This is a genomic window from Halococcus salsus (genome assembly GCF_009900715.1).
Taxonomy (GTDB): Archaea; Halobacteriota; Halobacteria; order Halobacteriales; family Halococcaceae; genus Halococcus; species Halococcus salsus.
The window spans coordinates 885,088-910,232 of the sequence record NZ_JAAAJC010000001.1; the positions used below are offsets into that span (position 1 = coordinate 885,088).

Below are 25,145 nucleotides of genomic sequence, written 5' to 3' on the forward strand. Positions count from 1 at the left end.
GCTATCAATGATGGCGATCGATACCACCGACCTGACGAAACGCTACGGAAGCACGCTCGCCGTCGACTCCCTCTCGCTCTCGGTACCGGCGGGAACCGTCTACGGGTTCCTCGGTCCGAACGGGGCGGGGAAGACCACCACGATGCGGATGCTCACGGGGCTCACGCACCCCTCCAGCGGGACCGGGACCATCGCGGCCGCCCCGATCACCGACCGCGACCGGCTCCGTCCCCACATTGGCTATCTCCCCGAGGAGCCGCCGCTCTACGAGGAGGCGACCGCCGAGGAGCAGCTCGACTACGTCGCCGGGCTCCGCGACCTCCCCACCGACGCGGCACACGAACGGATCGATCGCCTCCTCGCGGACCTCGATCTCGCGGCCGACGCCGGCACGCGCATCTCGGAGTACTCGAAGGGGATGCGCCAGAAGGTCGCCTACATCCAGGCCGTCCTCCACGACCCCGACGTGGTCTTCCTCGACGAACCAACGTCGGGGCTGGACCCACGTGCCGCCCGGACGCTCCGCGAGATGATCGCCGACCTCGCCGACGGCGGAACGACGGTCTTCCTCTCGACACACATCCTGCCGGTCGTCGAGGCGGTCGCCGATACGGTGGGCATCCTCTACGACGGCCGGCTCGTCGCCGAGGACACGCCGGACGCCCTGACGAACCGTGCCGAAGCCGGCGAAACCGGCAGCCTCGAGGACGCCTTCCTCGAACTCACAACCGATACACCCGCCCGAGGCCGGGAGGCCACCGATGGCTGAGTCGGGGTGGGCGCGCCACGCGCTCGGTATCGGGCTGTTCGAGTTTCGGCGCTCGGTGCGCGCGATCCGGCGTGACAAAGCCCGGCTCGGGATGACGGCCCTCCCCGTGGTGGGGCCGCCGGCGATCCTGACCGCGCTTCTCGCGCTGTTCGCGAGCGAGATCCGAGGTATCGGGCCGCTCGCCGTCCCAAACGGGGTCAGGGGCATGGTCGCACTGTTCTGGTTGTTCATGGTGTTCATCGTCGGTCAGCGGGTCGTTTCGGCCCACACGCACATCGAGGCCGAGTCGATGGTGCTCACGAGCGTCTCGGCCCGGACGGTCGCGGGCGGGCTGGTCGTCGCCGAGACGCTCCGTGCGCTCACCTACGTCGGACTGTACACCGTCGTGGGGACCGCCGCCGCGGTCTTGCTGTTCGGGTCGATCGCGAGCCTGGTCCTCGTCCCGATGACGACCGTGTTGTTCGTCGCCACCGCGGTCGTCACGGCGACCGCGTGTGGGTACGCGATCGCGTGGCTGATCGCGAGCTCACCGTTCGTCGCGCGCCACAAGACGGTTCTCGGGATCGTCGCGGCGTTGGTGCTGATGGGTATCTACTTCCTCTTCGTCTACTCCCCGCTCGGTGTCGTGAGCCCGACGTCGCTCGCGTGGCTACCGATGGCGTGGTTCGCCGACCTCGCGACGGCCGGGTCGCCGTTCGCGGGCTCGTCGATCCGGGCGGTCGGCGCGCTCCTCGGTAGCGCCCTCGTTGTCGTGGTGGCCGGGGCGCTCGTCGAACGCGAGGCGGTCGCGCTCTGGTTCACCGAACCGGTGAATCCCGATGACGGCGCGACCCGTGAGACGACGGATTCGGCGGCGACTCGCTCCTCGCATCGCGGCGCGCTCGCTGCCGCCGTGGGCCCGCTCGTCGTCCCGGACCTCCTCTCGACGCCAACGAGGCGCGTCGCCGAGTGGACGCTGCTCCGCACCCGGCGCGACCCGAACCGAATGACGTTCCTACTGGTTCCGGTCTTCGCCATCGGGAGTTCGTTCATGAGTTCGAGCTACCAATCGGGGTCGGTCACGGCCGTCGCAGCGCCGCTGTGTGCGGTGATGCTGCCGTGGCTCGCCGGCGCGCTGTTCGCCCTGAACCCCCTCGGCGACGAGGGACGAGTGTTGCCGATGACGCTTACGGCGGTCCCCGGTCGACAGTACGTTCGGGGACTCATGACGCCCGGCTTGCTCCTCGGTCTCCCGGTCGTCCTCGTCGTGACGGCCGTCGCGAGCGTGTTCTCGCCCTACACACTCGTCCAACGGGTCGAGACGGTCGCTCTCAGCGGATCGCTGACCGTGATAGCGGTCGCCATCGCGCCCGCGGTCGGCATGGCCTTCCCGCGGTTCAGTGCCATCAGCATCGGGCGAAGCGACGACGTGCTTCCACCGCGGATGACCGCCGTGTTCGTCCACCTGGTGGCGGTCGTCGTCCCCGGCGGTCTGCTGGTACTGCTCACGGTCGTTCCGGGGCTCACACGTGGGCTCCTCGGTGCGTCGTTCGGCTCGTTGCCGGCGTTGCTGCTCGGACTGCTGGCGGGGTCCCCCGGTGGCCCGGTCTCGATGGCTGCGGACTGGTTCGACGGGCTGGGGAACGCGATCCGCGCGCTCGACCTCCTCCAGCTCCAAATTGTCACCAGCACGGTGCTCCTCGTCGCCGGTCTCGCCGTCGCATGCTCGCTCTACCGGAACGCCGTCTCCCGGTTCGAACGCTTCTCGCCGCCCTGATGGCCTCGCCGTGGCACTTCGGCCGGCCAACGAACGGCGCTGTACCCAGCCTGCTCGCCGCTATCTCTGAGTCACGCGGGGAGGATTAGACGAAGCTAACAATTTGATTGGTGGAAAAGAATTATACCGTTCGCCATCTCACCTCCGGGCAAGCATGAACGACGATCGACGTTCGGATGGAAACGCCCTCCTCCGTTCCATCCACCCGGACGAAAACTCGGGACCTGCGGACCGATGATCCCCCTGGACCTCACCGCACAGGGCGCGATCGACATCCTCCTCGGCTCCGTGCGTGACGGCTTCGTCCAGGTTTCGGCTTTCGTCGCGGTCACCGTCCTGGTCTTCGGCTATCTCCAGTACAGAACGGGCGGACGGATGGTTCAGTTCCTGGAGAACAACGAACACCTCCAGCCGCTCGCGGGTGGCCTGTTGGGGCTCACCCCCGGTTGCGGCGGTGCCATCATCGCGATGCCGCTGTACATCCGTGGGACGATCAGCTTCGGGACGGTCGTGGCGACGCTCGCCGCGACCGCCGGGGACTCGGCGTTCGTGATCCTCGCGCTCGCCCCCGAAGCTGCGCTCTACGCGTACGTGCTGGCGTTCGTCTCGGGCGTGTTGTTCGGCTACGCGATCGACTTCTGGGGCCTCGGGGTCGGACGCGTCGACCGTGCCGTCGAGCGGATCAGTCGGCCGATGACCGACGGTGGGTTCGCGACCACGAGCGTCGCCGCTGGCGGGCCGAGCGTCGCGGGGTTCGAGATGGACGACGGCGGCCACGACCACGAGCGAAACACCTCGGGGTTCATGGCGAAGTTCACCCACGGCGTCCACGTCGTCTGGTGGGTGGTGGCGCTCGCCGGTCTCACCGCCGGCGTGCTGTATCTCGCCCGCGGCGCGCCCGAGGTGCCGTTCGAGTACGGGCCCACGTTCTTCGGGCTGTTCACCGTCGCCGGTCTGGTGGGCACGACCCTCTCGTTCTACCTCCACTTCTTCGGCCGTCGGTTCATCGGCGAGGGCGACGCGGGACGTATCCGGGAGACGTACGCGGACGCCTACGACACCTTCCAGCACGCCGCGATGGAGACCAGCATGGTCACGGTCTGGGTGATCGGTGCCTACCTGATCTACGAGTACGGCATGGCGCTGCTCTCGATCGACATCGCCGCGCTCGCTGCGGCGGCGGGCGTTCTCGCGCCGCTGGCCGGGGCGGCGCTGGGGTTGATACCCGGTTGCGCACCACAGATCGTGTTCGCGGGGCTCTACGCCGAGGGCGCGATCCCCTTCTCGGCGCTCGTCGGGAACGCGATCAGCCAGGACGGCGACGCGCTCTTCCCCCTCATGGCGATCGACATGAAGGCCGCGATCATCGCGACGATCTACACCACGATACCGGCCGCCATCGTCGGCGTCGCGGTCCACTACTTCTGGCCGTACGCCCAGTTCGGTTTCGGGGTGATAGGATGACGTCGGTCCCCGTCGTCCGACAGGACATCGGAGCGCGAACCAGGGACGGGGAACGATGAGTCCCAGGTACGAACACATCCTCGTTCCGACGGACGGGCGCGGTCCCTCGACGAACGCGGTTCGGCACGCCGTCGGCCTCGCCGAGACGTACGACGCGACCGTCCACGCGGTCTTCGTCATCGACACCTCGACGAGCTGGTTGACGGTCTCCAAATCGGAGGTCCACGACACCCTCTGGGAGGTCGGTCGGAAGGCCAGCGAGCAGGCGCTTCAGGCGGTCGAAACCGCGGCTGCGGACGCCGGCGTCGACCTCGTAACCGAGGTCCTCGAAGGAACGCCCGCGGCGGCCATCCTCGCCTACGCCGCGGAGAACGACGTCGACCTCGTCGTCATGGGAACACACGGCCACCCGGAGATCGAGCGTCGGCTCCTCGGCAGCGTAACGCAGAAAGTGGCCGGCAACGCTGACGTGCCGGTGATGACGGTGAGCGACGCCACGGAACGGGCCGACTGAACGACGGGTGTCGACACGTTCGGAGCGACCGGAAGGGACAGTGCGAGACCGGGCGGTCGCGGCAGTCGGTGCAACGGCTGACTCCTGTTCGGCACGAACTCCCCGCTCCTCCGCTCCCTATCGACGTCGTGAGGCCTCCCGAATCGGTGGGAGGTCCGGGTTCGGTGGGAAGTCCAACTCGGGGAGGTCGTCCTCGAAGCGTCGAACGAGGCCGGCGACGAACGCGAACTTGAGCGTCATCGACAGCGAGGTCGCGACGGTCGCCCCGCCGGTGTCCCGTCGGTAGGCGGCGACGAGCGCGTACAGCGTCACCGGGACGTTCACCAGGTTGAGAACGTTCAAGGAACCGACGTCGGCGTCGTGGGTTCGCCAGTACCGCTCGGCGAGCACGACCTTCGTCATCCAGGCCTCGGTGTTCTCGGGCGGGGCGAACAGAACGGGGTTGACGACCGCGAAGACCAGGGTCGCGACGACGAGCCGCCACCGGCGCTCGCCGACGGCGTACACCAGGAGGGGGAGGACGACCGTCCGCGACCAGCCGCTCTTCGGGTTGGCGTGGCGCTTCCAGAAGAAATCGCCGAGCGTCTCCCGGGAGGTCGTCTTCATGGGTTCGATTCGCCCTCTAGGGGTAAGTAGTGGTGGGCCAACTCCCGGAGCGGATCGATCGTTCCGCGGTCAGTAGCCGACACCGAGCTGGGTGTGCACCGCGTCGTCGGCTTCGAGCCGGTCGACGAGCGCGACGGCGAAGTCCTCCATGGAGACGTAGCTGTCGCCGTCCTCGTCGACGACCAGCTCGCCTTCGGCCGTCCGGTACTCCCCCGTTCGTTCGCCGGGCTCTATCAGCCCGGCGGGCGCGAGGTAGGTCCAGCGGAGGTCGTCGACGTCTTCCAAGAGCTCGTAAGCGTCGATCGCGGCCTGCGAGACCGGTTTCCACTCCTCGGGGAACGCCTCGGTCTCGATGAGCCGTGTCTCGGGGTCGACGTGGAGGATCCCCGCGCCGCCGGTCCAGACGAGGCGGTCGACCTCACCGCGACGCATTCCCTCGATGACCGCACGCAGCATCTCCGAGAGGATTTCCGGTGATTCGTCGCCGCTCGGTCCGAGCGTGGAGACGACCGCGTCGTGACCCGCCACGAGCCGTGCGACCGCTTCCGGGTCCGTCGCGTCACCCTCGACGACCGTGAGGGCCTCGCTCTCGACGTCGCTCACCTCCCCGCTTCGGGAGACGCCGGTGACCGTGTGTCCCCGGTCCAACAGCTCGCTCGCCGTTCGATGCCCGATCCGCCCGCTTGCTCCGAGCAGTAGTACGTTCATGGTGTCCCGTCTCACAATCCTGTTGTCGTTGATTCGCTGTATACCTTTCTATAGCGACTTCAGGTAACTGAATGAAACGAACGGACCGTGGCGGTCAGGCCGCGCAGTTGTTCGCCCCCGTTTCGAGCATCGTGGCGTCGCGGTCGCTCTCCACGTCCTCCCGCCCGAGATTGAGACCGATGATCGCCTCGTAGTTGTCGGGCTTCTCGGGTACGTCCTCGACCAGTCGGTTCACGAAGGCGTCCTCGTCGAGTTCCACGAGATCGAGCCGGGATCCGACCTCGGCCAACGGCGCGCCGACGAGCGTTCCCGGCGTGGCGTTCGCGTAGGTGCCGTCGTCGTTCACCGTGACGTGGCCCGGCAGCACCAGCAACCCGTCCGGGAGCGCCAGCAACGTCTCGTGAAGCGTCTCGTACTGCATCCTCGCGCCGTGTTCGGCCCCGTCGTCGCCGAACTCGAGCTCCGTCCGCCCGACCGAGTCGAGGAAGAGGCTGTCCCCGGTGAGAACGGCTTCGTCGGCCACCCGATAGGCCAGCATCTCCGTCGTGTGTCCGGGCGCGGGGAGGGCCTCGATATCGATCCCACCGACCGCTATCGTCTCCCCGTCGGCCACCGGCTCGAACTCGCCCTCGACGTCGCGTTCGGCGGCGCGCTCGCTCAGGTGATAGGGAACGTCGAGCTTCGCCGCGAGCTCCCGTCCGCCGGAGATGTGGTCGGCGTGGACGTGAGTGTCGAGAACACGTGTGATCGCGAGCCCCTCCGCGGCGGCGGTCGTGATGTACTGGTCGACGTGTCGGGTCGGGTCGACGACGACGGCCGTCCCGTCGATCTTCGAACCGACGAGGTAGCTGAGACAGCCCTTCGCGCGGCGCTGGAACTGGACGAGGACGAGGTCGTCCCGCGTCGTCTCGACGGGGACCGACTCGTAGAGCGCGTTCCACGCGCGCATCCCGCCGCCGACGACCGCCACGTCGTCGAACCCGTTCGCGTCCAGTTCGGTGGCGAGCCTCGTCGAGGTGGCCCCCTTTCCACAGATGACGAGGACCTCCCGCCCGTCAGCGAGGCGCTCGATCGTGGCCCGCTGTTCCCGGCTCAGCGTCTCCGCCGGCCCGAACGGAACGTTCTCGGCTCCCTCGACGCGCCACGCCTCGTAGCTGTCCTGGGGACGGGTATCGACCAGCACGTAGTCGTCCCGGCCGGAGTCCTGCCGGTCGGCGAGCTCCCTGGCGCTGATCGTCTCGAACATAGAGCCATGTACGGTATTGGGTTGGTTAAACATTTCCACCGGCCGCTCGGCGACGTCGGTACACCGACGATGCCAGTGTACCAAGCGATACCCTCCGCCCTCCTCTCCGCCCGTCCGCTCGTGGTGGACGATACACCGATCAGAGGTTCGAGAAGGCTTCGTCGGCGAGTTCGCCGGTGTCCTCGATGATCCCGGCCATCGCCTCGTCGTCCGGGGCCATCCCGACCAACCGGGCGATCCGCATGATGCTCACGTGGTAGACGGTCTGCACCCTCGGTTCTTCCTCCCAGACGACCACGTTGCAGGGGAACAGCCCCCCGAGTCGGTTCGCCGAGGCGTCGAGCGCGCGGTCGGCGACGGCCGGGTTGCAGGCCCCGAGAACGTAGTAGGGGTCGCGGTCGGCGTCGACCTTCTCGTTGAGCAGCTCCGACGGCGAGAACTCGACGGGGATACCGAACCCGGCGTCGGTGAAGACGGCTCGAACGTGCTCGATGGCCTCCTCGTGGCCCATCTCGAGGGTCGTTCGTTTCGTGCCGATGGCCGCCGGGTCGACCTGCGAGGGATCGATCGGTAACACTGTAGTGTAGAGTATTGTGTTGATAGCGAAAAGCGTTCGGGTCCCCGCCCACGAGGGCGGGTTCGGCGGGAGGTCGGTCGACTCAGACCAGGAGCTGGATCTCGGAGTCGGCCATGCGCTGGAAGGCGCTCGCCGCACCAACACCGGTCTCGACCCCGTCGTAGAAGTCGTCCTCGTCGTAGTCCAGGAGGTCGATCGTCATCTGGCAGGCCTGGAGGTCGACCCCGCTGTCGAGGGCGGTTCGAACGAGTTCCTCGACGCTCGCGACGTCGTTGTCGGCGATGCGTTTGGCCATGAACTTCGAGGTCGCCCGGTCCATGCCGGGGAGGGCGGCCACCGCGTTCGGGATCGGCAGGTTCGGATTCCCGACCGAGCTCAACTGGAGCGCCTTCGAGTGGTCCTCGTGGAGGAGTTCGAGCCCCCAGAAGGTGTGAAACACAGTCACATCCCAGCCGAACGCCGCGGCCGTCGAGGCGAGTATCAGCGGTGGATACGCCATGTCGAGGGTGCCCTTCGTGGCGATGATCACCATCCGCTGGCCGTCCTCCTGGGCTCGAACCGCGTCGAGTTCCGATTCGAGCTCCTCGATGCGGGCTTCGAGGGCCGCGGGGTCCACGTCGGCCTCCGAGGGTGGCGTGTCGGTACTCATCGATGCCCCACGAACCGCGTCATTCGACTTTCCGGACGTAGTGTCGGTAGACGTCCGCCTCCGCGACTTGGTCGACCAGTTCGACGTCGGCGGTCGAACCGGCCCACCCCTTGATGTCGCTCATACTGCCGGCGTCCGTCGCGAGCACTTCGAGGACCTCGTCCGCCCCCAGCCCGTCGACGGCCTGCTTGGTCTTGACGACCGGCATGGGACAGTTCTCTCCCTGTACGTCGAGCGTCTCGGCCACGTCGTGTTCTTCGCTCATGTGCTGTCTTGCCTCTACACCACAACATTGTCTCCCCGTTCAAAAGTCTTGCGAGAGAGACGAACAGCCATTTCTCCGCTCACTCTGTATCGTACGGTAGCGGTTGTGCAGCGTCGCTCTTCGCACGAGATCGCGATACCGTATTGTATAGAAATCACTATTCTATACGAACGCTTATGTGGCCGAGCCGAGTAGGTCGGGGCGATGAGCGAGGACGCAGTCCCCGAACCCGACGCCGAGGTCGAATCGATCGAGCCGGACGAACTGAAGGAACGGATCGACCGCGGCGAGGAGGTGTTCCTCCTCGATACCCGTGCGTCCGACGCGTTCGAGGCGTGGCACATCGACGGCCCGAACGTCACGACGCACAACGTCCCCTACTTCGAGTTCCTGTTCGACGACGTTCCCGAGGAGCGCCTCGACGGGATCCCCGACGACCGTCCAGTGACGGTGCTCTGTGCGAAGGGCGATTCGAGCGAGTACGTCGCCGGAACGCTCCGGGAACGCGGCTACGAGGTCACTCACCTCGCCCGCGGCATGAACGGCTGGGCGGAGCTCTACGAGTACCACGAACTCGATACGGGTACTGACGTCACGGTCGCCCAGTACCAGCGCCCCTCCAGCGGCTGTCTCGCCTATCTCGTCGTCAGCGGCGACGAGGCGGCCGTGGTCGACCCGCTCCGGGCGTTCACCGACACGTATCGACAGGACGCGCGTGCGCTCGGAGCCGAGATCACCCATGCGCTCGACACCCACGTCCACGCCGACCACGTGAGCGGCGTTCGTCGGGTTGCGGCCGAAAACGACGCCGAAGCCGTCGTCCCCCAGGCCGCCGCCGAGCGCGGTATCGACTTCGAGACGCCCTACACGACGGTCGAGGACGGGGAGACCGTCTCCGTCGGGGAGACCGAGATCGAGGCCATCCACGCACCGGGCCACACGACGGGGATGACCGCCTACCGCGTCGGTGACGTCCTCTTCACCGGCGACAGCCTCTTCACTGAGAGCGTCGCCCGCCCCGACCTCGAAGCGGGTGCCGAGGGTGCGGCCGAGGCCGCGGCCGACCTCCACGAGACGCTGCGGGACACGATCCTCCCGCTCCCCGCGGACACCGTCGTCGCGCCGGGGCACTTCAGCGGGAACGCCGAGACCGTCGATGGAGCCCACGTCGCGCGGCTCGGCGACCTCGAAGCCTGGATGGCGGCGCTCTCGATGGAGAGGGAAGCGTTCGTGGCGTTCGTCCGGTCGGACATGCCGCCGCGGCCGAGCAACCACGAGACGATCGTCGCGATCAACCTCGGCGAGCGCGACGCGGACGACCGGGAGGCGTTCGAACTCGAACAGGGGCCGAACAACTGTGCGGCGAGCCAGGACGCACTGACGGGCGACTGAACGATGACCGGATACGTTCTCCAGCTCCTCGCCGAGGTGTCGCTCGCGGGGCTCTTCCCGCGCGGTATCGGTCAGTACGCCGTCGGCGGCGTGCTGATCGGGCTGGGGGTCTCGACCATCTACCTCGGAACGGCGATCGCGCCGGGCGCGAGCACGTTCTTCGAGTCGACGCTGTCGTACGTCTCGGCGCTCCCCCGGTTCAACCGGGCGACCTACCTCGCCTCGCGCGACTGGCGAGTCGTCTTCACGCTGAGCATGGTCGCCGGCGCGGCCGTCTACGCGCTCCTCCTCGGTGGGGGTGGCTGGACGACCGACGTCCAGGCGTGGCGGCTGCTGGTCGGCGGCGTCCTCGTCGGGGCCGGCACCCGGATCGGGAAGGGCTGTACGTCCGGCCACGGCATCAACGGGCTCGCGTCGCGCTCGAAGACCTCGCTCGCGAGCGTCGCGACGTTCATGTCCGTCGCGATCGGCGTCGCGCTGGCGATGCAGGCCCTCGGGGTGACGCCGTGACCGAATCAGCGGGCCGCCATCCGCTGTTCGTGCCGCTGGTCGCCCTCGGCGGGCTGCTCTTCGGCTTCGGGCTCGCCTACAGCGAGATGGCTCGCCCGGAGGTCGTGCTCGACTTCCTGCAACTGCAGGACCTCGGCCTCGTGTTCGTGATGGGCGGGGCGGCGGGCGTCACGGCGGTCGCGATCGCGTTCGCGACGCGGTTCCTCGACCGCGCGCCGGTCACCGGCGCGCCGTACGGGAAGCGACGGAAGCCCTTCGACCGGAGCGTCCTCGTCGGCGGTGCCGTCTTCGGGGTCGGGTGGGGGCTCTCGGGGCTCTGTCCCGGCTCGGCCTACGCCAGCCTCGGGATCGGGAACTACCCGATCCTGATCGGGCTCGTCGGGATGTTCGTCGGCGCGTACGCGCAGGGCTACTGGCGGGCGCATCGAGCGGATCCCGACCGAACCACCGCACCGAGCGACTGACCTCGACCGATTCGAACCACGATGAAAACGGACACGACACAGGAACGGCGCGGCGACAGCGTGCACCCATCGGCGGAGGGGCACGAATGAGCGAGGACGACGTCTTCGACCCGTGCGGCGAGGTCGAACGCGACATCGGCCGTGGCATGTTCGAGGAGGGGATGGGGCCCGGGTCGTCGATGGCGCACCTCTATCGCGGCGAGATCCACCGGATGAAGTTCTGGCGCGAGCGCCTCGACCGGACCACCAACTGGGCGGTCACGATACTCGCCGCGATCTCGACGTGGGCGTTCACGGGCGACACCCCCCACTTCGTCATCCTCATCGGGATGGCGATGCTCACGGTGTTCCTGGTGATCGAGGCCCGGCGCTATCGTGGCTACGACCTCTGGCGCTCGCGCGTCCGACTCCTCCAGGAGAACGTCTTCGCGAACGCGCTGGACCCGACCACCGGTGTCGAGGACGCCGCGTGGCGACGGGAGCTGAGCGAGGACTACCGCCGACCGAAGATCAAGATCACCTTCGAGGAGGCGCTCGCCCATCGGCTCCGGCGGGTCTACCTCCCGCTCCTGACCGTCCTCCTGGTCGCCTGGCTCGTGCGGATCACCGCGTTCGACGGCGCGGCTCGCTGGCCGGCGAGCGCCGCGGTCGGGGCCGTTCCCGGCGTCGTGGTGAGCGGTCTCGTCGCGGCGTTCTTCGTCGGCGCGACGGCGGTCGCCTGCCGGCCACGAACGTGGAAGGCCAACGGCGAACTCAGACTCACGGACGTCGACGTCTGGAGCGACGTCGAGTGAGTAGCCCTCGACCGAGCCCGACTCACGTGACCGCTCCGTACAGTCGTGCAGGGTATGCACAACGCCTATACCCGCTCTTCCGGTAGGGAACGTAGACCAATGCCAGATTCGATGGCCGAGTACCTCCGGGCGGATATGGACTGTGAGGGCCTGCTCGAATGTATCTACGGGCTCACCGAACTCGACCGCGAGTGCTTCGAGGTCGTGATCGACCACGAGGCACCCCTGACGATCGACGAGATCGCCGAGGCGGTCGACCGGGAGCGCTCGACGGCGTACCGGTCGCTCCAGCGGCTTCGAAAGGCCGGCTTCGTCCAGAAGGAGCAGGTCAACTACGACCAGGGCGGCTACTACCACGTCTTCCGCCCCGCCGACCCCGACGTCGCGGCCGACGAGATGCAGCGGATGTTGAACGACTGGTACGCGAAAATGGGCCAGCTCATCGGGGAGTTCCGGACGAAGTACGAGACGACCGACGGACCGACGGCAGCGGCCGAGAGCTGACCGAGCCCGACCCGTCGCCCGGAATAATTATATTCAGCGGCTGTGATGTTTCACGTTATGAGTTCGCCGCCGAAAGCCGTCGACGACCCGGAGACCCGCAGCGACCGGCGATGGACGTGGGGGCTGAACGGCCCGCAGATGACCGAGAAGAACGCCTACGGGCGGTTCCTCGACGACGTGGTCGCGGCGTTCGCCGAGGTCTCCATCCCGGGGCTGCCGGCGCTGTGGTTCTTGATGTACCAGGGCCAGCCGTTCGGTATCACCGACCTCAAACTCGCGGCGCTCGCGACGTGGGTCGCGATGGTACTCGGGGTAGCGGCGCTCCGCAGCGGCCTGCTCCCGACACCCGGCGTCGGTTACGACGGGTGGGTGCCGGCCAGACCGTCGCTCCTCCTGTTCCGCGTTCCGTACTACAGCCTGACGATCGTGCTGGGTGGGTTCCTCGCCGGGGCCGTGGGCACCGCCCTCGAACAGCCGGCACTGGCCGTCGTCGCGGCGCTCCTGGTCGCCGGCGGTGGTCTCGCAGCCTTCCCACGCGTCACGGAATCCTTCGAGGGATGGCTCGCCGAGTGGAACCCGTAGCACGCCGGAAGTCGCCGTTCCGAACGCCACGCGAGCACGCACAGAACAACCGTCACGGGGCCGGGGGCATCGACTCAGTGCGGAGCCACACCGTGCTCGCCGAACCGAGGCCGTCGGCCCGGCACTGGGGTCCGTTCACGAACGAAAGCCGATAAGCCCTCAGACGGTACTCCCTCACATGGCCACGCGCTCCGCCTTCGTCGACCGAGACGTCCAGCCCGTCGACCGACTGGCCGCGGACCTCGACGGCGAGTTCGACCTCACGGTGGGCGAACCTGCGGACGAGGACGCGCTGATCGAGGCGCTCGACGGGATGGACGCCGTCTTCACCACCTCCCGACTCACGCTCTCGGAACGGGTGCTCGAAGCCACGTCGCTCGACGTGGTCGCGAAGATCGGCACCGGTATCGACAACGTCGACCTCGCGGCGGCCAAGCGGCTCGGGATCCCGGTCACGCACACGCCGGGGCTGAACGCGCTCTCGGTCGCCGAACACACCGTCGCGCTCCTGCTCGCGGTCGCCCGCCGGATCGGCCAGACCCAGGACCTCCTCCGGGCGGGTGGCTGGCGCGGCGACGCCCCCTTCGGGACGCAGCTCTCCCGGAAGACCGTGGGGTTGGTGGGGTTCGGCAACGTGGGCCGGCGCGTCGCAGCCCTCCTCTCCGGATTTCGACCCACACTGCTCGCGTACGACCCCTACGTCCGTCCGATCGACGGCGAGCTCGTCGGGGCCGAACTCACCTCGCTCGACCGCGTCCTCACCGAGAGCGACGCCGTCTGTGTGACCGCCGAACTCACCGACGAGACACGTGGCTGTATCGACGAGGCGGCGCTGGGTTCAATGAAATCGTCGGCGTTCCTCGTCAACACCGGCCGCGGACCGCTCGTGGAGACCGACGCGCTCGTCGAGGCCATCCGCGCGGGCGACCTCGCCGGGGCCGGGCTGGACGTCTTCGAGGACGAGCCGCTTCCCGCCGACTCACCGCTCCACGGGCTCGACAACGTCGTCACGACCCCGCACGTCGCGGCGATGACCACCGAGTACCGTCTCGACGGTATCGACACCCTCGCCGAGAACACGATGGCGCTCCTGAACGGCGAGACGGTCGACCCGGCCTACATGGCCGTCGACCCGGCACGCGACGAGTAACCGCCCGTCGGATGTGAGTCGTACGTGCCGGCCGGAGTGCCGGCTGCACTACCGGTCAGACGACCCGTCGGTCCGTCTCCGCCTCGATATCGCGTTCGAGCTTCCCGGTGGCTACCAGCGCCGACGCGGTCTCGATCTCGGCGTGAAGCGGTCTGTCGTCGTCGAGCGGTGCTATCTCGTCGCGAACCGTCTCGTAGGCGACCCCCGTACCCTCACCGGGCGCGAGCCCGTCGTCGACGAACTCCATCGCCTGTGCGCCACAGAGCAGTTCGATCCCCACGACCGTGAGAAGGTTCTCGACGGCGGTGCGGGCGTTGAGCGCGCTTTGGGCGCTCATGCTCACGTGGTCCTCCTGGCCACCGCTCACGGGCGTGTTGTCCGTCGACGGCGAGCCGAGCGAGCGGTTCTCGTTGACGAGCGCGGCGGCGCTGTACTGGGCGATCATGTAGCCCGAGCGCACGCCGCTGTTCGGTGTCAGGAACGGTGGCAGGTGCGCTTCCTGGAGGTTCGGGTTGAGCAGCCGGTCGACGCGGCGCTCGACGATGCTCGCGAGGTCGGTGAGGGCGTTGGTGACGTAGTCGAGCCGGAGCGCGAGCGGCGCGCCGTGGAAGTTCCCGCCCGAGAGCACGTTCACGTTCTCGGTCCCGCTCGCCCGGTCGTCGACCGCTCCGCCGGGGAAGACCAGCGGGTTGTCGGTCGCGCTGTTGAGTTCGGTCTCGACCGCCTCGCGGAGGTGGGCGACCGCGTCGCGGGCCGCCCCGTGGACCTGCGGGAGACAGCGGATCGAGTAGGCGTCCTGCACGCGGTCGCAGTTGCGGTGTGACTCGACGATCGCCGACCCGGCGGTGAGGGTCCGGACGTTACGCGCGCTCGTCGCCTGCCCCGTGTGTGGGCGGACGTCCTGGATCGCCGGGTCGCAGGCGGCGGTCGTCCCCATCGTGACCTCGGTCGTGAGCGCGCCGGCGACGTCCGCACCCCCGAGCGCGCGCTCGGCGTCGACGACACAGAGCGCGCCCAGCCCGACGGAGAGCTGGGTGCCGTTGATGAGCGCCAGCCCCTCCTTCGCCACGAGCGAGAGGGGTTCGAGACCGGCCCGCGCGAGCGCCGCCGCCCCGTCGAGCCGGTCGCCGTCGACCTCGGCCTCGCCCTCGCCGAGCAACACGAGCGCCTGGTGGGCCAGCGGCGCGAGGTCACCGCTCGCGCCGAGGCTGCCGCGGGACCTGACGACCGGGTGAACGCCCCGGTTGAGCATCGCCACGAAGTGGTCGAGGACGACCTCGCGGATCCCCGAGTAGCCTTTCACGAGCGCGTTGATCCGCGTGACCATCATCGCGCGCACCTCCTCCCGGTCGAGTTCGCGCCCGACGCCCGAGGCGTGGCTCCTGACGAGGTTGGTCTGGAGCCGCCCGCGCTCGCTCTCGGGAACGCGTTCGGTCACGAGCTGACCGAACCCGGTGTTCAATCCGTAGACCGCCTCGCCGCTTTCGAGCACCTCCTCGACCCGCGCCCTGGACTCCCGGACCGCCTCGCGTGCGGGGTCGGCGATAGCCACCGTCCGACCACGACGGGCGACCGCGGCCACCGCCTCGGGCGTGAGCGATCCGCCGTCGAGGACGACCGGTTCCGCCCCGCTCATCGCCGGCCTCCGTCGACGGGCTCGCCGGACTTGAGCACCGTCTCTACCGTGTTCACGCCGAAGTTGTACGGGACGTGGACGTGTGAGGGCCCGTCGACGACCGCGATGTCCGCGGGCAGCCCCTCCCGAAGCGTCCCCGTCTCACCCGTCCGATCGAGGGCACGAGCCCCGCCGTGTGTGCCGGCGACCAGCGCTTCGGCGGGTGTCATTCCCATCCCGACACAGGCGAGCGCGATGGCGAAGCCCATACTCTGTGAGTGACAGTTCGGGTTGAAGTCGGTCGCCACCGCGACCGCTCCGCCGTCGTCGAGAAAACCCCGCGCGTTCGCGTACTCCGCGCCGAGCGAGAAGGCCGTCCCGGGGAGGAGCACGGGCGTGACACCCGCCTCGGCGAGCGCCGCGCGGTCGTCGCCGTTCGCGTGGAGGAGGTGGTCGGCGCTCGCCGCACCCAGCTCGGCCGCGAGCCGCGCGCCGCCGAGCCGGACGAACTCCTCGGCGTGGACCTTCGGTGTGAGCCCCCGCCCCATCCCGGCTTCGAGCACGCGGCGTGACTGGGCGACCGAGAAGACGTCCTCCTCGCAGAAGACGTCGCAGAACTCGGCGACCCCCTGGTCGGCGACCGCGGGGAGCTGCTCGTCGACCACCCTGTCGGTGTACGTCTCGGCGTCGGTGTCCGTCGGAACGGCGTGGGCACCCATGAACGTCGGTACGACGTCGATCGGGTGGCGTTCGTCGGCCCGGCGGATCACGTCGAGCATCCGGAGTTCGGTCTCGGTGTCGAGGCCGTAGCCGGATTTGACCTCGACGGTCGTCGTGCCGTGGGCAAGCATCGTATCGAGGTGGGTCAGCAGGTTCGCGAGGATCTCGTCGTCGCTCGCCTCGCGGACGGCGCGGACGGTTCGGAGGATACCACCACCGTCGGCGAGGATCGCCTGGTACCGTTCGCCACCGAGTTTCGCCGCGAACTCGTCCGAGCGGTCGCCCGCGAACAGGCCGTGCGTGTGGGCGTCGACGAACCCCGGAATCACGCTCCTCCCGGTCGCGTCGACGGCGTGGTTGGCGTTCTCCGGCGGATACTCGTCGGTGACCGCCTCGCTCGGCCCGACCGCGGCCACCCGACCGTCGACGACGGCGATGGCGGCGTTCTCGTACCGTTCGAGCGGCGCGTCCGCGCCGGGTCCGACGACGACCTCGCTCGCGTCGTGGACCACCGTCGTGAGTTCGATCATGGTCGACCTCCGTCGTCGCCGCTGAGAAAGTGCGCGATCGCTCGTGCGCCCGCGGCGGCGGTTCGGCCGTCGGTGTCGAGCGGCGGTGCACACTCGACGACCTCGAAACCCGCCACGCGGTCGTCGGCCGCGACCGTCCGCAGCATCTCGAACAGCTCGCGTGACATGACCCCGCCGGGAGTGGGCGCGCTCACACCCGGTGCGGCCGTCACGTCGAGCACGTCGAGGTCGACGCTGACGTAGACCGCCGCCACGGCCCCCATCGCGTCGAGCGCGCGTTCGGCGGCGTTCTCGGGGTCGACACCGACCGCCTCGCTCGTGACGACCGTCCCACCCCGCTCGGCGACGTACTCGGCGTACGTCGTCGAGGTCTCGAAGTGCCGTGCGCCGACGCAGGCGTAGGCGTCGAGCCCCGCCTCGTGGAGCTGCCGATAGGGCGTCCCGCTCGTCGGGCCTCCCCGCAGCTCGCGGCAGTCGAGATGGGCGTCGAAGTTGATGACGCCGAGCGACGCCGGGAGGAGCGGGGCCGCGTTCGGATACGTGAGGGAATTGTCGCCACCGAGGAAGACCGGCAGCGCGTCGCTGGCGTGTAGATCGCGCGTTCGTTCGAGAACCGCCTCCTGCACCCGACCGACGTCGCCGTCCGGAACGTCGACGTCGCCACAGTCGCCGACCGAACCGACGGCTCCCGCACCGAAATGATGGGTCTTGACCCCGGCGAGCGCGTCGCGGAGCGCCGCCGGTCCCTCGCGCGCACCACGACGACCGATCACTGCGCCGTCGTACGGTTCGCCGACGAGAACGGCGTCGAATCCGTCGGCATCGTCGGAGGATATCGGTTCGACGACGTCCCCGAACTGCACGTCGTTCGGGTCGCCGGAGGGCCCGTTCCACACTGGTGGGTCGCGCAAGCTCATCCTCGGTCCCGCATCGGTACGGCCACGTCGGAGCGGTCGGCCTCGTCGAGTGCGTCCTCGTAGCCCGCGTCGGCGTGGCGGACAACGCCCATGCCGGGGTCGGTCGTGAAGACGCGACGGGCTTTCTCGGCGGCGAGCTGGGTGCCGTCGAGCACGACGTGGTTGTTCGTGTGGAGCGCGTTGCCGATGCCGACACCGCCGCCGTCGTGGACGCTCACGATGTCCGCGCCCGCGGCGCAGTTGAGCAGCGCGTTGAGGATGGGCCAGTCGGCGACCGCGTCGGTGCCGTCGCGCATCGCCTCGGTCTCGCGGTGGGGGCTGGCGACGCTGCCCGCGTCGAGGTGGTCGCGTGTGACGACGACCGGGGCCGAGATCTCGCCCTCGGCGACCAGTTCGTTGATGCGAAGCGCGAAGCGTGCGCGCTCGGTGATGCCGCTCTCGTCCGTTTCGTAGCCGAGCCAGCAGACCCGCGAGGGGAGTCCTTGGAACGAGACGTGCTCCTGTGCGAGCTCGATCCAGCGGGTGAGCGAGTCGTTCCCGGGGAACAGCTCCGTGACGGCCTCGTCCGTGCGGCGGATGTCGGCGGGGTCGCCCGACAGCGCCGCCCAGCGGAACGGCCCGCGACCGCGACAGAACATCGGACGGATGTACGCCGGTACGAACCCGGGGAAGTCGAACGCGTTCCCGTGGTCGCGGTGTTCCTCGACCTGACCACGGAGGTTGTTGCCGTACTCGAACGCGACCGCGCCCCGATCCTGGAGTTCGAGGATCGCATCGACGTGGCGTTCCATCGTGTCGAGGCTCGCCTCGACGTAGCGTTCGGGGTCGGAGTCGCGGAGTTCGTCGGCTTCGTCGACCGTGTAGCCGCTCGGATAGTAGCCTTCGAGCTCGTCGTGAGCGCTCGTCTGGTCGGTCACGATGTCGGGGACGAACTCGCGCTCGACCATCGTCTCGAGCATGTCAGCGACGTTCATCTCGACGGCGACGCTGTAGGGTTCGGCCGCCTCCGCCGCCGCCGTCGCGGCGTCGAGCGCCTCGTCGAGGCTCGCCGCACGTTCCATCAGGTAGTCCGTTTCGAGCCGGCGTTCGATACGACGGGCGTCGACCTCGGCGACGAGACAGACGCCGCGGTTCATCGTCACCGCGAGGGGCTGTGCACCGCTCATCCCGCCGAGACCGCCGGTGGCGACGATCTTCCCCCCGAGGTCGCCTCCGTACTCCTGACGACCGAGTTCGGCGAGGGTCTCGTAGGTGCCCTGCACGATCCCCTGGGTGCCGATGTACGCCCACGAGCCGGCGGTCATCTGGCCGTACATGATCTTGCCCTCGGCCTCGAGTTCGTGGAACTGCTCCCAGGTGTCCCACTTCCCGACCAGGTTCGAGTTCGCGATGAGGACGCGGGGTGCACGTTCGTGCGTTCGGAATCGACCGACGGGTTTGCCCGACTGGACGAGGAGGGTCTCCTCGTCGCCCAGCTCACGGAGTTCGTCGAGGATAGCGTCGTAGGCGTCCCAGCTCCGGGCCGCGCGGCCGGTTCCCCCGTAGACCACGAGGTCCTCGGGCTTCTCGGCCACCTCGGGGTCGAGGTTGTTGTTGAGCATTCGGAGGGCGGCCTCCTGTCGCCACCCCTCACACTCGATATCGGTACCGGTGGGCGCGCCCCGATACGCACGCCACCGCTCGGACGGCTCACCCACCCCACCGTCGGCCGGGACGGATCCTTGTCGGCTCATCGACTACCGGTACGTGAACGAGTCACGAGACGATGACCCCTCCTCATGGAGGACCGTTTATCACCTCCACCGCGCGGTAGACGTTTATGCGACGTGGGCGCTTCGTGCGGTATGCACGAGGCGACCTTCCGCATCGAGGGGGATGGAGCGTACGCCGCGGCGACCGCCGGCACGGATGCGCGCGTCGAGCTCTGGTGTAACGACCACTGCGACCTCCTCCACGTCACCGGCGGCGCGAGCGACGAGATACTCGCCCACGTTCGCGAGGCGGTCGGCGTGCAGGAGCGCCTCCAGCGACCGGACGAACTGGTCCTCATCACCGCCGACTGCCTGCAGCGCCACGAGGGCGACCTCATCGAGACCTACCTCGCCCGTCACGACTGTCTGCTCCTGCCGCCCCTGCGCTACGCTCGCGGTGCGAAGTCCTGTCGCGTGCTCGCGCTCGACCCGGCCAACCTCACGGCGTGCTACCGCGACCTCCTCGCGGCGGGGTTCTCGGTCTCGGTCGAGCGAACGCGCGAGATCGAGACGGTCACCCACGACGCGCCGCTGCTCACCCTCGACGGCGTTCTCCCCGACCTCTCGGCACGTCAGCGCGAGACCCTCGCGATCGCCTACGACTTCGGGTACTACGAGATCCCGCGGGAGACCACGACGGCCGCCATCGCCGACGCGGTCGGTGTCGAGCGACGGACCGCCGAGGAACACCTCCGGCGTGCGGAGAACAAGCTGGTCGCGGCGATGATCGAGTACGTGTGCGCCTAGAGCACGCCGAGCGCATTGAGGAGGTGGGTCATGCCGGCGACGAGCGGAACTAAGATGACCGTCCGCATGACGAACAACAGGACGAGGTCTCGGAACCGGACCGGAACGTCGCTGAACATGTCCATCGTCATCGGCCCGACGCTCGAGAAGAATATCAGCTGGGAGACCGCGAGCACGGCGACGAAAAACCGCGCCATCCGTGCGGTCTCCTCGACCAGCAATACAGGGACGTACATCTCGGTAATGCCGACGATGGTCGCCGGCGCGACGGTCTCCGCGTCCGGCAACCTGAGGAGTTCGATGACGGGCACGAGCGGCGCACCGAGGAGCTCGAACGTCGGGGTGTACGCCGAGAGCAACACCGCCGCGAGACCGACCGTGAGGATGGTCCCCAGGATGAGGCTCGTGAGCTTGAGGCCATCGACGAACCCACGCCAGGCCGCCCCTGTGAACGTCTCGCCGTCCCTCGCCTTCCCGACCGCTTCGCTGAGCGCGAACCGGAGATAGTCGCGTGTGGAGCCGACGAACGGCACTTCGGGGTCGGGTTCGGCGATGTACTCCTTCGGAACGCGGCTGATCGGTGGTATCCGAACGAGGATCACGGCACAGACCACGACACAGACGAAGTACGCGACGAAGATAACGGGGAACAGAGCAAGCATGTCGAGCGTGGCGGCCACGACGCCGACGAACCCGATACTCACGGTCGAAAAACACGTCGAGATGATGAACACCTCCCGCTTGTCGTACCCGCCGCGATCGAAGACGTTCCGGGTGACGTAGAGACCGACCGAGTACGACCCGACCCACGACGCGAGGCTGTCGAGCGCGGCTCGACCAGGGAATTTGAACAGTGGGTTCATCACCGGTCGGGCGAGCGTGCCGACGAACTCGAGCCCCCCGAGTTCGACGAAAACGGTGATGAAAACCGCCCCGATCGGAATGATGACGCCGACGCTGTAGATCAACGTTCCCCACATGAACTCGCCCGTCGACGACGTGTAGAGCCATGCGGGGCCGAGCCTGAGGAACATGACCGGTGCGAGGAGCGCCCCGAGTACCCGGAGCGCCCAGAACGCGGTCGAACTCTCGAAGTACGAGAGGTCGATGTCGAGCGAAAGCACTCCTCGTGCGTCGAGCTCGGCGGCGGTCGTCAGCGCGCCGCCAGCGACGATGACCGCTAGCGCATATAGCCCGACCGCGTCGGGGAACGTGGCGGTGATCGTACTGACGACGATGTCGAAGGGCACGGTGACCTCACCCTGCCAAGGCACCGGAACGAGGAAGAAGACCGCGCCGATGGCGAACGCGACCACGAACTTGAGTATCGGTCCGGTCTCGAAGTCGTTGAGGTCGATCTCGTCGATCCCTCGCGTCGGCGGTGCGTCGTCGATGGACCATGTCCTGTCCTGTGTATCGGTACTCATGCACACAGAGAAGGAAGAGGACCACCTGGTTCGGTACCCACCGCTTGCGGTGGTGTTTATATATGTTCGAGCGGTCCACCCCGAAACCGTCCCAACTCTTCGATCGATCCCGCCGAGTACGAACCGAACGCTCGGCAGGCCGTTTATTTTAGAAGATCAATACTTCTCGAGTTCTGATGGCCCTCGGTGGGCCGTGATCGGCCTGACCGGCGTCCGCTTTCTACTTGATGGGATGACTATTGGCGGGTCATGGCCGTCATCGGCGGGTTCGACGTTCCGGAGGAGCGGCGATCTACTCCGAGTACGACCCCGCGGAGTGTTCGATCGGGTTCGCTGCTCTCGTGTTCGGGCTCGCACTGCTCGTCTTCGTGGCGTTCCAGTTGATCTGAAGACCACCGTGTTCCCCCCAGACAGGAAGTCCCCTCGAATCCGCCGCCAAACCCGGACACTACAAGCCGTCCCGCCGGGGAGTGCACATCGTATGGCCGACCCGCTCACCGTGATCGGATATTCGGATCTCGAAGGGATCTACGACGAGCCGGACTCCATCGCCAGACTCGGGAGCTTCCTCCTGGCGCGACGGGACGACGACACGCTGCTGGTCGGAGCCGGCGACAACACGGCTCTCGGGGTCGCATCGACCGTTTCGCACAACAAACCGGGGGTCGAGCTCCCGACGCGCCCCGGGCGTGCGATCGCGGCCCCGTTCTATCGAGCGGTCGAACCGGACGTCGAGACCTTCGGCAACCACGACCTCGACCACGGACCGGCGGACGCGAGGGACCTCGTTCGCGAGTTCCCGACCGGCTGGACGTGTGGGAACCTCCACACCGACGACGGACTGTTCGGCGCGGACGCGGGCGTTCGACCGACGCGTACGTTCGAGACGGGGGTCGGTCGTGTCGGGGTCTTCGGCGTGACGACCACCCAGCTCCCGGCGATCACGCCGAACGCGTCCAGCCTCCGGGTGACGAACCCGGTCGACGCCGCACGGACGGCTGCCGCCGACCTCCGCGAGCGGGTCGACTACGTGATCGGGGTCTCCCACTGCGGTCGCGACGACCCGGCGGTTGCGGCCGCCGCCGATGCCGACCTCGTGGTCGGCGGGCACCTCCACGAGCGATGCGCCGGGATCCACGACGGCACACTGCTCGTCCGAACGGGCGGGTCCGGCGTCGTGGAAGCGACGACCGGCGGCAAGTACGCGTTTCACGACTCGATACGAACGGCTCCCGACCGGTCCTTGCTCGACACCTACACGCGGGTTCGGGAGGCGCTCGAACTCGACACGGTCGTCGCGCACGTCGACGAGCCGGTCGTCCGCGACAGGGAGACGCTCACCACCGGTGAGTCTCGGCTGGTAAACTTCGTCGCCGACGCGTATCGGGCGGCGACCGACGCCGACGTCGGGGTCATGCACGCCAGCTCCCTCCGAACGGGACCGCCGCTCGCCGGCGACGTCTCCGCGGGCGACGTGATCGCCGTCTCGCCGTTCGGCAATCGGTTGACGACGCTCTCGGTATCGGGAACCGCGCTCCGGAAGGCGCTCGCGGTCGCCTGTCCCGCCGCCGAGAACGATCGCTGGTTGCTGTCGGTCTCGGGTGCCTCGGTCGTCTGGGACGATACGACCGGGGCGTTCGAACGGATCCGTATCGACGGCGACCCGCTCGACGCGGAAGACGAATACACGGTCGCGGTTCAGGAGTACTTCGTCGTCACCGAGACGATGCCTACGTTGACCGAAGGGGCCGTCCAGTCGTACCACGGGCTGCAGTACGACCACCTCGTCGCGCACGCGGCGAACGGCGGGCTCGGGATCGGTATCGAGGATCGCATCGTGAGACCGAAGCAGTGAGAAGCTCGAACGAGCCGAACCCAAACCGAATCGGCCCGACGAGAAGAGGCGGCCCACCGGCCGGCCGAACAGCTGTTCGACACGGCGAGGATTCGGTCGTTTAATACGTGGTCCTCGTGACCGGCCGGTATGAGCGACGATCCCACAGACCAGTCGACCGCGACGGACGCGCTCCACGCGGGCCAGCAACCGGATTCGGCGACCGGCGCACGCGCCCCGCCGCTCTACCAGACCACCTCCTACGTCTTCGAGGACGCCGAGGACGCCGCGGCCCAGTTCGCACTCGAAAAGCCCGGCTACATCTACTCCCGGCTGATGAACCCAACGGTGGAGACGCTTCAGGAGCGCATGGCGACGCTCGAAGGCGGTGTTGGGGCGGCCGCCACCGGGTCCGGGATGGCCGCGCTCGACCTCACGACGTTCCTGCTCGCGTCGGCCGGCGACAACATCGTCTCGGCGTCCTCGCTTTACGGCGGGACCTACACCTACCTCACCCACTCGGTCGAGCGCCGGGGTATCTCGACGCGGTTCGTCGACACCCTCGACTACGACGCCTACGAGGAAGCGATCGACGACGAGACGGCCTACGTCCACCTCGAAACGATCGGCAACCCGGCGCTCGACACCCCCGACATCCAGCGGGTGGCGGACATCGCCCACGACAACGGGGCCCCGCTGTTCGTCGACAACACCTTCGCGACGCCCGCGCTCTGCCGGCCGCTCGACCACGGGGCCGACCTCGTCTGGAACTCGACCACCAAGTGGCTCCACGGCTCCGGAACGACCGTCGGCGGCGTCGTCGTCGACGGTGGCTCGTTCCCGTGGGCCGAGTATCCCGAGAAGTACCCCGAGATCGCTCAGGACAACCCGGCCTACCACGGCGTGAACTTCGTCGAAGCCTTCGGTGACGCGGCGTTCACCTACGCCGCGATCGCCCGCGGGCTCCGCGACCTCGGCAATCAGCAGTCGCCGTTCGACGCCTGGCAAACCCTCCAAGGCCTCGAAACGCTCCCGCTCCGGATGGACCGCCACTGCGAGAACGCGATGACCGTCGCGGAGTACCTCGAGGACCACGAGGCGGTTTCCTGGGTCACGTACCCTGGGCTCGACTCCCACCCGACCCACGAGACCGCGAGCGAGTACCTCGACGGTGGCTACGGCGGTATGATCACCTTCGGGCTGGAGGGCGGTTACGAGGCCGCCCGGCGGACCGTCGAGTCGACCGAGCTCGCGAGCCTGCTCGCCAACGTCGGCGACGCGAAGACGCTCATCGTCCACCCCGCGAGCACCACCCACCAGCAGTTGAGCGACGCCGAGAAGGAGTCCTCCGGCGTGACCGACGACCTGGTTCGCCTGTCGGTGGGGATCGAGGACCCGGCGCACATCGTCGCGGACCTGGAGCGGGCCATCGAGTCGACGCAGTGACCTCGCCGGTCGAGAACTGACGCGACGGTCCCGACGGGACGGGACCTCTCGTCGCCCACAACCAGTGGGATCGGTCGCACATCATCCGTTCGCCGATCGATACGCATCGACCGAGTCGCTACCGCTGTGGCGATCGACTCTCGCACGAGCAACCCCCGCAGGACCAACCCCGGAGCCGCACCATCACGACGGGACCGGAGCCCTAGAC

25 protein-coding genes are annotated in these 25,145 nt (G+C 68.2%); 14 read left to right on the forward strand and 11 right to left on the reverse strand.

The annotated features are described in order from the left end of the window. Positions 1 to 7: 7 nt before the first annotated feature. The 4 genes from GT355_RS04685 (at position 8) to GT355_RS04700 (ending at position 4,503) form a co-directional block, all read left to right on the forward strand. Positions 8 to 769: an ABC transporter ATP-binding protein gene (locus GT355_RS04685; RefSeq protein WP_160133545.1), complete on the forward strand. Its 762-nt coding sequence runs from the start codon at positions 8 to 10 to the stop codon at positions 767 to 769. Beyond that, a complete protein-coding gene (locus tag GT355_RS04690; protein WP_160133546.1) occupies positions 762 to 2,525 on the forward strand; it encodes a hypothetical protein in 1,764 nt (587 codons plus the stop codon). Before GT355_RS04685 ends, GT355_RS04690 begins: the two co-directional genes overlap by 8 nt. Positions 2,526 to 2,759: 234 nt before the next feature. After that, on the forward strand, positions 2,760 to 3,989 hold the full coding sequence (locus tag GT355_RS04695; RefSeq protein WP_160133547.1) for a putative manganese transporter: 1,230 nt from the start codon (positions 2,760 to 2,762) through the stop codon (positions 3,987 to 3,989). Positions 3,990 to 4,044: 55 nt separating this feature from the next. Further along, positions 4,045 to 4,503, forward strand: a complete 459-nt coding sequence (locus GT355_RS04700; protein ID WP_160133548.1) for a universal stress protein — start codon at positions 4,045 to 4,047, stop codon at positions 4,501 to 4,503. Positions 4,504 to 4,620: 117 nt separating this feature from the next. Here the strand turns inward: GT355_RS04700 and GT355_RS04705 are convergent, their stop codons facing one another. The 6 genes from GT355_RS04705 to GT355_RS04730 form a co-directional block, all read right to left on the reverse strand. Continuing rightward, positions 4,621 to 5,109 carry a DUF6653 family protein gene (locus GT355_RS04705; protein ID WP_160133549.1) on the reverse strand — a complete coding sequence of 163 codons (489 nt, stop codon included), beginning with the start codon at positions 5,107 to 5,109 and terminating at the stop codon, positions 4,621 to 4,623. A 69-nt stretch (positions 5,110 to 5,178) separates the two neighbouring features. Continuing rightward, positions 5,179 to 5,817 (reverse strand): NAD(P)-dependent oxidoreductase, encoded by a 639-nt coding sequence (locus GT355_RS04710; protein ID WP_160133997.1) that lies wholly within the window; start codon positions 5,815 to 5,817, stop codon positions 5,179 to 5,181. Between the two features lie 94 nt (positions 5,818 to 5,911). Next, complete coding sequence (locus GT355_RS04715) at positions 5,912 to 7,063, reverse strand: MBL fold metallo-hydrolase (protein ID WP_160133550.1); 1,152 nt, start codon at positions 7,061 to 7,063, stop codon at positions 5,912 to 5,914. Between the two features lie 139 nt (positions 7,064 to 7,202). Then, positions 7,203 to 7,640 (reverse strand): DUF302 domain-containing protein, encoded by a 438-nt coding sequence (locus tag GT355_RS04720; protein ID WP_160133551.1) that lies wholly within the window; start codon positions 7,638 to 7,640, stop codon positions 7,203 to 7,205. An 82-nt stretch (positions 7,641 to 7,722) separates the two neighbouring features. Beyond that, a complete protein-coding gene (locus GT355_RS04725; RefSeq protein WP_160133552.1) occupies positions 7,723 to 8,289 on the reverse strand; it encodes a DsrE/DsrF/DrsH-like family protein in 567 nt (188 codons plus the stop codon). A 19-nt stretch (positions 8,290 to 8,308) separates the two neighbouring features. After that, positions 8,309 to 8,554, reverse strand: a complete 246-nt coding sequence (locus GT355_RS04730; protein WP_160133553.1) for a sulfurtransferase TusA family protein — start codon at positions 8,552 to 8,554, stop codon at positions 8,309 to 8,311. A gap of 204 nt (positions 8,555 to 8,758) precedes the next feature. Between GT355_RS04730 and GT355_RS04735 the strand changes: the two genes are divergently transcribed. The 7 genes from GT355_RS04735 (at position 8,759) to GT355_RS04765 (ending at position 13,950) form a co-directional block, all read left to right on the forward strand. Then, the gene (locus GT355_RS04735; protein WP_160133554.1) at positions 8,759 to 9,946 is read left to right on the forward strand and encodes an MBL fold metallo-hydrolase; all 1,188 of its coding nucleotides are present in this window, start codon (positions 8,759 to 8,761) and stop codon (positions 9,944 to 9,946) included. A 3-nt stretch (positions 9,947 to 9,949) separates the two neighbouring features. Continuing rightward, the gene (locus GT355_RS04740; RefSeq protein ID WP_160133555.1) at positions 9,950 to 10,456 is read left to right on the forward strand and encodes a YeeE/YedE family protein; all 507 of its coding nucleotides are present in this window, start codon (positions 9,950 to 9,952) and stop codon (positions 10,454 to 10,456) included. Continuing rightward, complete coding sequence (locus GT355_RS04745) at positions 10,453 to 10,920, forward strand: DUF6691 family protein (protein WP_160133556.1); 468 nt, start codon at positions 10,453 to 10,455, stop codon at positions 10,918 to 10,920. Before GT355_RS04740 ends, GT355_RS04745 begins: the two co-directional genes overlap by 4 nt. 86 nt (positions 10,921 to 11,006) lie before the next feature. Beyond that, positions 11,007 to 11,714, forward strand: a complete 708-nt coding sequence (locus tag GT355_RS04750) for a DUF2270 domain-containing protein (protein ID WP_160133557.1) — start codon at positions 11,007 to 11,009, stop codon at positions 11,712 to 11,714. A 99-nt stretch (positions 11,715 to 11,813) separates the two neighbouring features. Further along, positions 11,814 to 12,218: a helix-turn-helix domain-containing protein gene (locus tag GT355_RS04755; RefSeq protein WP_120074717.1), complete on the forward strand. Its 405-nt coding sequence runs from the start codon at positions 11,814 to 11,816 to the stop codon at positions 12,216 to 12,218. Positions 12,219 to 12,275: 57 nt separating this feature from the next. Beyond that, a complete protein-coding gene (locus GT355_RS04760; protein WP_160133558.1) occupies positions 12,276 to 12,800 on the forward strand; it encodes a DUF8215 family protein in 525 nt (174 codons plus the stop codon). Positions 12,801 to 12,978: 178 nt separating this feature from the next. Continuing rightward, positions 12,979 to 13,950: an NAD(P)-dependent oxidoreductase gene (locus GT355_RS04765; RefSeq protein ID WP_160133559.1), complete on the forward strand. Its 972-nt coding sequence runs from the start codon at positions 12,979 to 12,981 to the stop codon at positions 13,948 to 13,950. Between the two features lie 55 nt (positions 13,951 to 14,005). Here GT355_RS04765 and hutH read toward each other — a convergent pair whose 3' ends face one another. The 4 genes from hutH to hutU are packed head-to-tail and all read right to left on the reverse strand — an operon-like array spanning position 14,006 to position 19,465. Continuing rightward, positions 14,006 to 15,586, reverse strand: a complete 1,581-nt coding sequence (gene hutH, locus GT355_RS04770; RefSeq protein ID WP_160133560.1) for a histidine ammonia-lyase — start codon at positions 15,584 to 15,586, stop codon at positions 14,006 to 14,008. Further along, positions 15,583 to 16,815, reverse strand: coding sequence for an imidazolonepropionase (gene hutI / locus GT355_RS04775; protein WP_160133561.1), 1,233 nt, complete (start codon positions 16,813 to 16,815; stop codon positions 15,583 to 15,585). Before hutI ends, hutH begins: the two co-directional genes overlap by 4 nt. Then, a complete protein-coding gene (gene hutG, locus GT355_RS04780; RefSeq protein ID WP_160133562.1) occupies positions 16,812 to 17,732 on the reverse strand; it encodes a formimidoylglutamase in 921 nt (306 codons plus the stop codon). The genes hutI and hutG overlap by 4 nt, the downstream gene beginning before the upstream one ends. After that, a complete protein-coding gene (gene hutU, locus GT355_RS04785) occupies positions 17,729 to 19,465 on the reverse strand; it encodes a urocanate hydratase (protein ID WP_160133563.1) in 1,737 nt (578 codons plus the stop codon). The genes hutG and hutU overlap by 4 nt, the downstream gene beginning before the upstream one ends. A 111-nt stretch (positions 19,466 to 19,576) precedes the next feature. On the opposite strand from hutU, the gene GT355_RS04790 reads away from it, so the two are divergent. Next, positions 19,577 to 20,230: a helix-turn-helix domain-containing protein gene (locus GT355_RS04790; RefSeq protein WP_160133564.1), complete on the forward strand. Its 654-nt coding sequence runs from the start codon at positions 19,577 to 19,579 to the stop codon at positions 20,228 to 20,230. On the opposite strand, the gene GT355_RS04795 is transcribed toward GT355_RS04790, so the two are convergent. Then, positions 20,227 to 21,657: a YjiH family protein gene (locus GT355_RS04795; RefSeq protein WP_160133565.1), complete on the reverse strand. Its 1,431-nt coding sequence runs from the start codon at positions 21,655 to 21,657 to the stop codon at positions 20,227 to 20,229. The genes GT355_RS04790 and GT355_RS04795 overlap by 4 nt on opposite strands. 481 nt (positions 21,658 to 22,138) lie before the next feature. Between GT355_RS04795 and GT355_RS04805 the strand changes: the two genes are divergently transcribed. Further along, on the forward strand, positions 22,139 to 23,512 hold the full coding sequence (locus GT355_RS04805) for a bifunctional metallophosphatase/5'-nucleotidase (RefSeq protein WP_160133566.1): 1,374 nt from the start codon (positions 22,139 to 22,141) through the stop codon (positions 23,510 to 23,512). A 129-nt stretch (positions 23,513 to 23,641) separates the two neighbouring features. After that, the gene (locus GT355_RS04810; RefSeq protein ID WP_160133567.1) at positions 23,642 to 24,937 is read left to right on the forward strand and encodes an O-acetylhomoserine aminocarboxypropyltransferase/cysteine synthase family protein; all 1,296 of its coding nucleotides are present in this window, start codon (positions 23,642 to 23,644) and stop codon (positions 24,935 to 24,937) included. The last annotated feature ends 208 nt before the right edge of the window (positions 24,938 to 25,145 follow it).